This is a genomic window from Alkalithermobacter paradoxus, from assembly GCA_002029295.1.
Classification (GTDB): Bacteria; Bacillota; Clostridia; order Peptostreptococcales; family Peptostreptococcaceae; genus Alkalithermobacter; species Alkalithermobacter paradoxus.
The window spans coordinates 41,438-53,530 of the sequence record MZGW01000003.1 but is presented as its reverse complement, the minus strand read 5'-3'; the positions used below and the strand labels follow the sequence as shown (position 1 = coordinate 53,530).

The window sequence follows — 12,093 nt, the reverse complement described above, 5'->3', positions numbered from 1 at the left end:
TTTAATTTAATTCAGCAATTTTAGTTACAGCTACGTATATATCAGATATTCTATACCAAGTAGAAAAATCAACGTTACCTGTTACTGGAAGTCTAAATACTCTTTGGAATGTTCTAACAGCCTCAGCGGTTTCCTCACCATATATACCATCTACTCTTACTTTAGGTATAGCAGGGAAGTTATCTGAAATCCTATTTAAGAATGTCTGAACAGTTCTAACTGGTGTACCGCTAGATCCTATAGTAAGTGTAAATCCAGGATAAGATTGAGGAACTCCTGATACTACTCTTGCTCTTTGGAAATCTAGGTTGTCTCCGTAAAAGTGTTTTAGTATTTGATCAAATGACCTTCCTTGATCTCCTAAGTATTTACTTCCCCATTGAGTTAACCATCCAGGGCATTGAACTTGACTACCATCACAATATTGAGCAAGAAGTGGCTGTCTAACAGCTGGCCTTCTGATATATAGATTAAATATATCATCAACAACTCTACTTATGTTCTCGTATATATTTCTTCTATGAACATATTTTTGGTCGAATGCAGTTGAAGAAGTTATTGTAAAGTTCTTTCCTTTTCCTCTGTACCACTCAGTAAAGACTCTATTTAGTGTAAATGAAATTATACAGCATATGTTTGCGTAAAGAGTTGAAACTGGCCAAGTTGAATATATTTCAGAAGAAGCTACATTTTTTATATAATCTGAATATCTTACCCAGTAATTAGGTGCTGAAGGATCGTCAGGATGACCATCGTGAACTATTATAAATTCAGGAACTTGAGGATAATCTAAAACTACAAATCCTGATGGAGGTGGCTCAACTTTAACTTCAGGTTCTGGTATTTTAGGAGGAAAATCTCCAAACAATGTGTTAGGAGGTATATTTATAACATCAGCACTTTGTCTTGTGAATCTAGTACCTTCATCTTGAGACATTACAATAGGTTGAATAGCTGTAGATTGTGGAAGTATCTGAACACCATTTACTATAACTTCTCTATATCCTTCATTAATTACTTCAACTATATATTCGCTGTATGGCTGTACTTCTGAAGGTGTTTGAGAAAATTTAAAATCTGGAGCAGGAAGGGATACTTCCATTGTCTGACCAGAAACGTTTGTAGGTAAATTCTCAGCCATAGTCTGTTGAGTTGGAGTATCTTTTGTATATATATTTACTTTTGCATTTTCTATAGGTCTTCTAGTTTTTTGGTCTATTACTGAAATTAATAATTTTCCACTGTCAGCCATTGTATCACTCCTTTTTAACATTAAATAAATCCTCTGACATATACCAAGTAGGTGTCAATTTACTATCTAATACCCAGTATCCTAAGCCGGTTATATTATATTTTTTTATCAATTGATATTTATAGTAGTGGCTAAGGGCATCTTCAAAGTGAACTTCATGTATATCTTGATTATTATCTTTGTATCTAAAGTAAGGAGTTTTTGAGAAGTTATTCCAGAATATTCTAGAATCGGTATCTATAGCTAATTTATAGGCATCCTTAAGGCTTACTATATTGTATGACTTATTATCATCATTGGAGATTACAAAATCGTATCCGTATAGAGGAATTCCTAAAAACATATTTTTAGATGGAATTTTTGTCACTGCATAATCTATTACCTCTTCTATTAAAGGAACCGGAGAAATTGCTTTAAATTCTTCTTTTGGAAAGCTCCATTCATATGTCATAAGAAAAGGTATATCTACGTATTTTCCGATTATTTCGTAGTCAAAGAAGGATCCCCAGGCATTAGTACATAAATCAGTATGTTTAGGAGCTATGCTAACTCCTAATATCTTATTTTTGTTATGGAGATTTTGAGATAATGTTTTTATAAAATCACTATAAATATCTTTATCATCCTTATATGAACTCTGAAAATCAAGCATTATGCCCTTAAATTTACTTTGGATGCATAGATTAAGTATATTGTTTATTAGTTTATCCTTATTATTTCTTAGGACCTCTCTTAATGAATCATTATCAAACTCACTACCATTAAAATTTGTTACAACAGGTAGGGGGTGGATATTATTGATTTTTATAAATCTTATAAAATCATTCGAAAGATTATTTATTAAGCTTCCATCAGGATTTACTTTAATATCAAATACAGGAATATAAGTTATAAGGGAAGATAGCTTTTTTATATAAGAATGATGTTTTGAATAATCTTTAGATGGCCTAATAAAAGAAATTGTTCTTATGTTACTTTTTTTGTTGGGCTTTGGGACTTTGATTTTCTGGCCTGGATATAGGATGTAAGGAGGTTTTAGATCATTTAGTTTTATTATATGTGAATGATTTATATTAAACTTTTTTCCTATTTTCCATAGAAAATCTCCTACATTTACTTCATACTCAAAATAGTCTTTTATTACGTACCTAGAAGGAATTAGTATATTCATACCTATAACCAATTTATCTTCATATGGAAGATCGTTAATTTTGACAAGTTCATCTATTGGTATATTGTACAATTTTGAAATATTATCAAGCGTATCTCCTCTTTTAACGGTATATATTTCCATTTTATCCCTCCTATTCAAGCTATTATATAATATGAAAAACAGGATATTTTGTTAAAGAATTTGGAAATATATAAATAGATAATTTATTAGGAGGAAATTAAATGGACACTAGACTTTGGGTTATAGCTATAGCACCAGGTATAGCACTAGCTTTGGGAATTTATTTGATAGATAGGTATGACAAAGAACCTGTAGGCCTTTTGATAAAAGTTTTTTCACTAGGAGCACTTTCTGTTATTCCTACAATAATTGTTGAAAGATTTATAATGAGATTTAATATTTTTTCAGGACTGCTTTCAGCTTTTTATATAGCATTTTTTGTAGCTGGATTAGTTGAAGAGTATTTCAAAAGGTTGGTTGTTTTGAAGACTGCATACACTCATCCAAGTTTTAACGAGAAGCTAGATGGAATAGTTTATTGCACATTTTCTGCACTTGGCTTTGCAACCATAGAAAATATAAGTTATGTAGTATTTAGATACTCAGCAAATTCATATGTAGGACTTTACAGAGGTATATTATCTGTTCCTGCTCATATGCTATTTGCGATAACCATGGGATATTATCTTTCGCTAGCTAAATATTGTCAAGAAGAAAATGAAAAGTGTAAAGAGTATATGAACAAATCTCTTATAGTTCCTATTATATTACATGGAACATTTAATTTTATACTGATGTCTAGAGTTAATATATTGATGATATTATTTATACCGTATGTTATATATCTATGGAGTATAAATTTGAAAAGACTAAATATATATACGAAAGATTCTAAAGATAGATTTAACAGAATACAAAAAGAAAGATAAAGGCGATCGCCTTTATCTTGTTATTATAGATATTATTTCGTCTAAAGAACTTCCACTTTTTATTTTATAAGCCCCAACCTTTATAGAGTTTTCTAGATTTGAATCCCTTAAAACTTTAAGAAACTCATCTACTGAATCTATAAGGCCAGATTCTTTTAGATTTTGTCCTATCTTGCTTCCAAACTCTCCACTTTTAATTTCAAAGTATACTACTTCTTCAGTCTTTGTATCAATTTTTTCTATAGGTTCTTCTTCTGATGAAGAATTATCCTCAGATACATATATATCATTCCTTGGGTTAGAGTCTAATTGGAATGAAGCATACAATTTTGGACTTACAACTGATAGCATTACAAATATAACAATTAACCCTAGAAATATATCGCTATTCTCATACAATATATCTTTTAATTTTTCCATAGTAGATACCCTCCTCATATTAAGGATATCATATATAAATATAAATTCAATATAGCCAAAGTTATTTTTGATTAGTATATTTTAGTATTCTGTAGTAAATATTTTGAAAGTGTTAATAATTTAAATAAACTAGACAATATAATAGAATATACTTTTCAAGTTTGGAGTGATTTTATGGGATACATAGACAAAAAGAATGAATTTGTTATATTAAAGTTTTTGGATAGATATAGTTATGATGGAGTTGAAGATATATTAAGAGAACTTGGAATAGAAAAGTGTGATTTATATATACTTTTGAATTCTTGTGAATATGCTATAAACTTTGATTTTAAGACTGCTATAAAGAGAATAGATAGCTTAACACCAAATATAAGAAATACTAAGGAAATAAAAAGACTTAGAAATAATTTAATAGATTTATTAGACGGAGAGCCTGAAGCTATATTTTCTGAATTCATAGAGAATATAAAGATAAAACTTATAAATGAAGAATATATAGATTTTTTAGGAAGAATATATAGATTGAAAGAAGCACTTTTTAAGTATATATTTGTAAGCAATGAATCTGGAAAAAATAAAGCATCTATGATAGGATATATGGTATCTAAGAAAAATATACTAAATATTCTAAGAAAAAAATACAATATATATACTAGCAATCTAACATTTGGAATTACTCAATATATAAATAAAACTATGAGCAAAAACAGAAAAATACAAAATGCACTAAAGATACTGAATAATGAAAAAATGGAAAAGCTTATAAAATTAAGACATGACTGCCCAGTTGGTCATGGATTTAAAGGAGTAAGCAGGGTAGATGTAGAAGAGATATATGGAGATGGTTTTGATGTTATAAAAGATTTTATAAAAGCTTGTGAATACTTAGATCTTGAGATAAAGATAGATAAATACGATGATATAAACAAGATGGTTATAGAACTTATAGGCAAATATAAAGTTAAGGAAGGATATGAATATTATGAATAATTTTGTGAGAGAGATTGTGGAATGGATAAAAACTATAGTTATATCGCTTTTAATAGCAATGGTTGTAACTACATTTGTTAGACCTACACTTGTAAAAGGGTATTCTATGTATCCAACTTTAGAAGAAAATGACTACCTTATTATAAATAGAATGGCATATAAATCAGATACTCCTCAGAAAGGAGATATAATAGTTTTTAAATCTCACTTAACTACAGAAGATGGAAAAGAAAAAGATTTAGTTAAGAGAGTTATAGCAGTGCCAGGAGATGAAATAAAAATATTAAATGGAAAAGTATATGTGAATGAAGAAGAACAATTAGAAACTTATATAAACGGAAACTACACAGAAGGATACATAGATACTACAGTTCCAGATGGATACATATTTGTTATGGGAGATAATAGACCTAGCAGTATGGATAGTAGAGATGAAAGAATAGGATTTGTAAGTATAGACGAAGTTGTAGGAAGGGTTTTTGTAAGGTTATATCCATTTAATAAAGTTGGAACTTTAAAGTAGGTGAATTGTTTGAAATTAGGTATATCTTCAATGGCATGGGATTTAGATTCAAAGATATATATATGTAAGGAAATTGGATTTGATCATATAGAAGTAGGAATAGATTGTGAAGATGATTTTGAATTTATATATTCTAATTTAGAAAAAATCAAAAAACAAGACATAAGTGTAGGAATTCATCTTCCCATGGAGATAAATACGTGTGAAGTAGTAGAAGATATAAGAAATTGTTGGGTTGATTTTGTTATTAATCTTTATAACAAAGGTAAAGGTATAGATATAAAGTATTATAATCTTCATTTAGGATATGGAATGGCACATAAAGTATTAAAACATAGAGAAACTTATCTTAAAAATTCTCTATGTTTTTTTAATAAAATATTAAAATATATTAATAGCACAGATATATACGTAGAGAATACTTATTCTAAAAATGGAGAATTGGTTAATATAGGGAATGACTACAAAGATTTCAAATATATATTTGATAATATTTCAAGTGAAAAATTTGGATTTTGCTATGATAGTGGTCATGACCTTATAAATCAGTCTCATTATCTTCAAAGCTTGAGCTATTGCACAAGACTTATCCATCTTAGTGATAATGATGGAAAAGAAGATTTGCATTTAGGTTTGAGTGAAAATGGACTTTTAGGTGAAGAAAAGATAAGAGAGATACTTAATTTAAGATCTGTAAAATACGTTATATTAGAAATGAATGAAAAATACTTTAAAGATAGCAAAAAAATCATAAATAAAACCTCCGCTAAAAAGACAAAATAATAAAGATTAAATTTAAAGGAGGTATTCAATTTGAAAGTTAAAGATATAATGACCAGAGATGTATCTTATTTAAGCTCTGAATGCTCTATATTTGAGGCTGCAAATATTATGAAAGATTTAGATGTAGGTTCTGTTCCTATATGTGATGAAGCACATACTCCTATAGGTGTTGTAACAGATAGAGATATAGTTTTAAGAAGTGTTGCTAATAATATTAATAAAAATGATAATGTTGGTGGAATAATGAGTAGTAATGTAATAACAGTAACACCAGAAACTGATGTTCATGAAGCTGCTAACCTTATGGCTAGACATCAAATAAGAAGACTACCAGTTGTAGAAAATGGAAAACTTGTTGGAATGGTCTCTCTTGGAGACTTAGCAGTTGAAAATATTCATATAGACGAAGCAGGTAATGCTTTAAGTGATATTTCGAAAGATTAGCATAAAAGGGGCATTTGCTCCTTTTTTAGTACATATATTATTAAAACAAAACATCATGGGGAGTGATAAAGTGAAGGATATAAAGATAAAAGTTATGAATGAGGAGATAAAGTGCCCTCGTGGAGTAACATTACTTGAACTTAGCAAAAATTATAATCATTTATTTGAAAGTGACATAATTTTAGGAGTTGTAAATAATGAATTAAGAGAACTTCATTACACTTTAGAAGATGATTGTAGTGTTGAGTTTATAGACTTAACTCATGAAGATGGAATAAGAACTTATATGAGAAGTTTATCTTTTGTATTTATAAGAGCCTGTGAAGAGATATTATCAGGTTGCAGGGTATCTGTAGAGCACTCCTTAGGAGGAGGGTTATACTGTGAAATCAATTATGATAAAGGTATAAATGAAAATGATGTTAATAAGATAAAATCTAGAATGAAAGAAATAATAGATGAAGATGTTCCTTTTGAAAAATCTCAAGTACTTATAGAAGATGCTATAAAGTTATTTGAAGGTAGAGAAGCTATCTCAAAAGCTAATTTATTTAAATATAAACCTACAGAATATATAAACATATATAGATGTGGATGGATAAAGAATTATTTCTATGGATATATGGCTCCATCTACAGGATACTTGAAGGTATTTGATCTTAAATATTTTAATCCTGGAATAATAATATTAGGACCTACAAAGCAAAACCCACATAAACCAAATAAATTTATACCACATCCAAAGTTAACTGGAATTTACAAAGAAGCTGAAGAATGGGGCAAAATAATGGGAGTAGGAGAAGTAGGGTCTTTAAATAATTTAATAGCTAGAAATGAATATCCAGAGCTTATAAGAACTGTTGAAGCTCTTCATGAAAAGAAGATATCTCAAATAGCTGATATGATAGTTGAAAGTAAGGAGAAAGGAAGAATAATTTTAATAGCTGGTCCGTCTTCATCAGGAAAAACAAGTTTTGCTCAAAGGCTTTCGATACAGCTTAGAGTGAATAAATTAAGACCAGTTTCTATATCTGTTGATGATTACTTTGTAAATAGAGAAGATACCCCTAAAGATGAAAATGGAGAGTATGATTTTGAATCTATATATGCAGTAGATTTAGAACTATTTAATGAGCATCTAGAAAAGTTGATATCTGGATGCGAAATAGAAATCCCACACTTTAACTTCAAGACTGGAAAAAGAGAATATAATGGAAAAAAACTAAAAGTATCACAAGATCAACCTATAGTAATAGAGGGTATACACGCACTTAATCCTCTCCTTACAAAAGCTATTCCAGATGGTAATAAGTTTAAGATATATATAAGTGCGTTAACTCAGCTTAACTTAGATGAACACAATAGAATAGCAACAACTGACCTAAGGCTTATAAGAAGAATGGTAAGAGATAATACACACAGAGGACACAATGCATTAAAGACACTACAATTATGGAAAAATGTAAGAAAGGGAGAAGAAAAGAATATTTTTCCATATCAGGAAGAAGCAGATGTGATGTTTAACTCTGCACTTGTCTACGAACTTGCAGTTCTGAAAAAATATGTAGAGCCTCTTTTAAATGAGATAGATAAAAGTTGTATTGAATATAGAGAAGCAAAAAGACTATTAAAATTTTTACAGTATTTTGTTCAAATAGAAGACGAAGTTGATATACCTCCAACATCTATATTAAGAGAATTTATAGGGGGAAGTAGATTAGTGCATTAATGTATTGACTTAATATTTAAGTTATAATAAGTTTAGAATATAGCAGTATATTCTAAACTTATTATAAGGAGTGGAATTATGAAGTACATATTAGATGAAATAATAGAAAATAACAGAAAATATACTAGTGAGGGAAATGTTGCAACTTATATACCTGAACTTGCTAAAGGAAATAGAGATGATCTTGGAGTATGTGTAATAGATATGGAAAATAATACATACAAATCAGGAGACTATGATAGAAAATTTACTATTCAAAGTGTTTCTAAGCCAATATCACTAGCACTTGCGATTATGGATAATGGAAAAGAAAACGTATTCTCGAAAGTTGGAATGGAACCTTCGGGAGATCCTTTTAACTCTATAATGAAGCTTGAAACTGTAAAGCCATCAATACCATACAATCCTATGATAAATGCAGGTGCAATAGTAATTACATCTATGATAAAAGGTAAAGATAATGATGAAAAATTAGATAGAATGTTAAACTTCTTTAGAAGGCTATCTTGTAATCCTACACTAGAAGTAAATAAAGATGTATATATGTCTGAAAAGATTACTGGAGATAGAAATAGAGCTATAGCATATCTGTTAAAAAGTGAAGGAATAATAGATGGAGATATTGAGGGCATATTAGATTTATATTTTAAGCAATGTGCTATAGAAGTTACTGTTGAAGATTTAGCTAGAATGGGAGCCAATCTTGCTTCTTATGGAATTGATATATCAAATGGAGAAAGAATTGTAAGTGAGGATATAGCAAGAACAGTTAAGACATTTATGGTTACTTGTGGTATGTACGATGCATCAGGGGAATTTGCTATAAATGTAGGCATACCATCTAAATCAGGTGTTGGTGGAGGAATAATGTGTTCAGTTCCTAAGAAACTGGGCATAGGTGTATTTGGACCATCACTAGATAAAAAGGGAAATAGTGTAGCTGGAATTAGAGTTTTGAAAGATATATCTAGAAGGGCTTCTCTTAGTATATTCTAAAAAATTAAAAAATTTTGACAATTAAAATTTATATTATTATAATTAATTAGATAATATATTTTGATGGGGACTTGGGGGGGACGAAATGAAAGATGTTCTTGTTTTGAGAGATTTAGATGGGATTAAGGCAATATCACATCCATATAGACTAGAAATATTAGAATCGTTTGGAGATGAGCCACTTTGTGCAAAACAGCTTTCTGAGATGTTGGGAGAGCCTCATGCTAAAATAAATTATCATATAAAAACATTATTAGGAGCAGGTATATTAGAATTAGTGGAAGAAAAAATAAAGTCTGGAATAATAGAAAAGTATTATTTACCAGTTGCCAAGATGATAGTAATAGATAAAAGTATATTAAATTCGAATAATGATAGCGTTGTTCAAACTCTAAATCAAGCGTCTATATCTTTATTTGAAAAGATAAGCGAAGATTTTTATAGAGCTGCAGAGAATAATGAAATAAAATCTAAACATGTAAGGCATTATAATGAATTTTATTTGACCGAAGATGAAGCAAGAGAATTAATGGATGCTTTAGATGATAAGTTGTATGAAATATTAAAAAACAAAAATGTTAAGGATAGAGAAAATGTAAGACCGTATAATATAACCTTTATATCAACGCCAGATATAAGAAGAGAGAGGAATATAAAAAAATAAGTATCAACTATTAGGTTGATACTTTTTTTATAATGAATAGGAAATTATAAACTTTTTGAATTGAGGATAATTTATAATTTCCGTTATGAATTTCCAAAAAGTCTACCTTTAAAATCTTTCAAAGAAAGACTTTTTAATGGGTATACTTATATATGATAGATAAAAAAGGAGATGTAATATGATCTTTATAGGACCGCACATTTCAATATCAAAAGGATTTACACATGCAGCCAAGGAGGCTTTAAGTATAGGAGCAAATACTTTTCAGTTTTTTACTAGAAATCCCAGAGGTGGGAGTGTTAAAGAATTAGATGAAAAAGATAATCATACATTTCAAGGGATAAGGAGCGAAAATAAATTTGGACCATTACTTGCCCATCTTCCATATACAGTAAATTTAGGAGGAAATAAGGATGATGTATATGAATTTGGAAAAAGAATTCTAAAAGAAGATATAAAAAGAGCAGATCAGCTTAATATAGAGTACATATGTTTTCATCCGGGAAGTCATATAGGTTCGGGTATAGAGTATGGAATAGATAGAATATCAAGTGCAATAAATGAAGTATTAACAGGTAATGAACGGGTAATGTTACTTCTTGAAACTATGTCAGGCAAAGGAACAGAGATAGGATATACATTTGAGCAAATAAAAAAGATAATAGACAAGGTCAATTATAGTGCAAATATAGGAGTATGTTTTGATACTTGTCACACATTTGCAGCTGGATACGATATTGTAAATAAATTAGACTGTGTACTTAAAGAGTTTGATGATGTTATAGGAATAGAAAAGCTTAAAGTTGTACATTTTAATGATAGTATGAAAGAGTTTAACTCTAAAAAAGATAGACATGAGATAATAGGAAAAGGTCTTATAGGATTAGAAGCTTTAGTAAATTTTATGAATCATCCTTTAATAAAGGGTAAGCCATTATTTTTAGAAACTCCTGGAGATGGAGATATCCACAGAGAAGAAATCAAAATTCTAAGAAATAGGGCTTTATAGATATTAAATATCTAGGGGTGGTAAAGTGAATATTTTTATAGCAAGTATTCTATCAGGACTTTGTACAGGAATTGGAGCTTTTCCTATAATATTCATGAAAAAACTCAGTGAAAGACTAGAAGATATATTGTTAGGTTTTGCTGGTGGAGTAATGATATTTGTTGGAGCATACAGCTTGATACTTCCATGTATTGAAGAAGGACATCTTAGTCAGACTATAATAGGAATATTTGCTGGAGCAGTACTTATGTATATCATTGAGATACGTATGCCAGAAGATAAGATAAAATCTAATTTTATACTAGTGTTAGGTCATATAATACATAGCATACCAGAAGGACTTGTTATAGGTGCGGCATCACAGGCTCAAGGAAAATCTACGGCAATGTTACTTGCAATTGCTATAGGAGTTCATAATATACCAGAAGGACTTGTTATAGCTAATATATTAAATAAGTCCAAAATGTCAAAATTTAAATCAATAGTATATACAACACTTACAGGATTAGGAGAACCACTAGCTACTGGTGCTGGAATACTTTTTTTAAAAAATATAGAGTACTTGATACCTTTTTCGATGGCATTTGCAGGTGGATCAATTCTTTATGTAGTATCTAACGAGATGATACCTAAAAGTCATTGTAGAGGAAATGAGAGAAAGGCCACATTTGGCCTTATAGTTGGATTTATATTCATGATAATACTTGAGAATATCATTAAGTAAGCTATCTTTTAGAAATAAGGTAGCTTATTTCATATTCTGAAGACTTGTAAAGCTCTATTTCTACTCTTGGGTTTTCTTTATCTATATAATCAAATATTAGTACAGGTTTTAACTGCTTATCATTTTTGATTATTCCACTTTTTTCTATTCCATCGCATATACTCTTTGGGTAGTTATGAATATCTCCCATTCTTTTATTCGGAAAATATAATTTTAGTATAGTTATAAGATTTTCCTCAATTGTAGGTCCACTATATTCCTTGTTTATATATCCAGCAATCATATTTTCATAAGCTACGTATCTTGAATGTTTGCCCTCTTTTGGCATCCAGGCTTGACCGTGGACATTGCATAGCTTAAAATTAGATTTACTAACAGGTCTTCCTGGTATTGTTATTTTAATCATCAAATCACCTCTGAAATATTGTACAGTAGTAAATTATAGCTGTAAAG

The 12,093-nt window shown here is 29.5% G+C and carries 14 protein-coding genes; 10 read left to right on the top strand and 4 right to left on the bottom strand.

What is annotated here, in order from left to right; all coding sequences use genetic code 11:
• Position 1: 1 nt before the first annotated feature.
• Complete coding sequence (locus tag CLOTH_RS04890) at positions 2-1,252, bottom strand: peptidoglycan-binding domain-containing protein (RefSeq protein WP_143715436.1); 1,251 nt, start codon at positions 1,250-1,252, stop codon at positions 2-4.
• Between the two features lie 4 nt (positions 1,253-1,256).
• Positions 1,257-2,546, bottom strand: coding sequence for a LysM peptidoglycan-binding domain-containing protein (locus tag CLOTH_RS04885; RefSeq protein ID WP_079411772.1), 1,290 nt, complete (start codon positions 2,544-2,546; stop codon positions 1,257-1,259).
• Positions 2,547-2,647: 101 nt separating this feature from the next.
• Here CLOTH_RS04885 and CLOTH_RS04880 point away from each other — a divergent pair, with 101 nt between their 5' ends.
• Entirely contained in the window at positions 2,648-3,355 is a 708-nt protein-coding gene (locus CLOTH_RS04880) for a PrsW family intramembrane metalloprotease (RefSeq protein ID WP_079411770.1), read from the top strand.
• A gap of 12 nt (positions 3,356-3,367) precedes the next feature.
• Here CLOTH_RS04880 and CLOTH_RS04875 read toward each other — a convergent pair whose 3' ends face one another.
• On the bottom strand, positions 3,368-3,775 hold the full coding sequence (locus tag CLOTH_RS04875; RefSeq protein ID WP_079411768.1) for an MltG/YceG/YrrL family protein: 408 nt from the start codon (positions 3,773-3,775) through the stop codon (positions 3,368-3,370).
• Positions 3,776-3,949: 174 nt separating this feature from the next.
• Between CLOTH_RS04875 and CLOTH_RS04870 the strand changes: the two genes are divergently transcribed.
• From CLOTH_RS04870 to CLOTH_RS04830, 9 genes are all read left to right on the top strand, one after another.
• Entirely contained in the window at positions 3,950-4,768 is an 819-nt protein-coding gene (locus tag CLOTH_RS04870; protein ID WP_079411766.1) for a hypothetical protein, read from the top strand.
• Positions 4,761-5,291 (top strand): signal peptidase I, encoded by a 531-nt coding sequence (gene lepB / locus CLOTH_RS04865; protein WP_079412234.1) that lies wholly within the window; start codon positions 4,761-4,763, stop codon positions 5,289-5,291. The genes CLOTH_RS04870 and lepB overlap by 8 nt, the downstream gene beginning before the upstream one ends.
• Positions 5,292-5,300: 9 nt before the next feature.
• Positions 5,301-6,074 carry a sugar phosphate isomerase/epimerase family protein gene (locus CLOTH_RS04860; RefSeq protein WP_079411764.1) on the top strand — a complete coding sequence of 258 codons (774 nt, stop codon included), beginning with the start codon at positions 5,301-5,303 and terminating at the stop codon, positions 6,072-6,074.
• Positions 6,075-6,104: 30 nt separating this feature from the next.
• Entirely contained in the window at positions 6,105-6,518 is a 414-nt protein-coding gene (locus tag CLOTH_RS04855; protein ID WP_079411762.1) for a CBS domain-containing protein, read from the top strand.
• A gap of 70 nt (positions 6,519-6,588) precedes the next feature.
• Positions 6,589-8,247 (top strand): hypothetical protein, encoded by a 1,659-nt coding sequence (locus CLOTH_RS04850; RefSeq protein ID WP_331722014.1) that lies wholly within the window; start codon positions 6,589-6,591, stop codon positions 8,245-8,247.
• Positions 8,248-8,325: 78 nt separating this feature from the next.
• Positions 8,326-9,243, top strand: coding sequence for a glutaminase A (gene glsA, locus CLOTH_RS04845; protein WP_079411760.1), 918 nt, complete (start codon positions 8,326-8,328; stop codon positions 9,241-9,243).
• Positions 9,244-9,328: 85 nt separating this feature from the next.
• Positions 9,329-9,907: a winged helix-turn-helix domain-containing protein gene (locus tag CLOTH_RS04840; protein ID WP_079411758.1), complete on the top strand. Its 579-nt coding sequence runs from the start codon at positions 9,329-9,331 to the stop codon at positions 9,905-9,907.
• A 178-nt stretch (positions 9,908-10,085) separates the two neighbouring features.
• Positions 10,086-10,916, top strand: coding sequence for a deoxyribonuclease IV (locus tag CLOTH_RS04835; protein WP_079411756.1), 831 nt, complete (start codon positions 10,086-10,088; stop codon positions 10,914-10,916).
• A 25-nt stretch (positions 10,917-10,941) separates the two neighbouring features.
• On the top strand, positions 10,942-11,640 hold the full coding sequence (locus tag CLOTH_RS04830) for a ZIP family metal transporter (protein ID WP_079411754.1): 699 nt from the start codon (positions 10,942-10,944) through the stop codon (positions 11,638-11,640).
• 1 nt (position 11,641) lies between these two features.
• Here the strand turns inward: CLOTH_RS04830 and CLOTH_RS04825 are convergent, their stop codons facing one another.
• Entirely contained in the window at positions 11,642-12,046 is a 405-nt protein-coding gene (locus tag CLOTH_RS04825; RefSeq protein WP_079411752.1) for a RusA family crossover junction endodeoxyribonuclease, read from the bottom strand.
• Positions 12,047-12,093 lie beyond the last annotated feature (47 nt).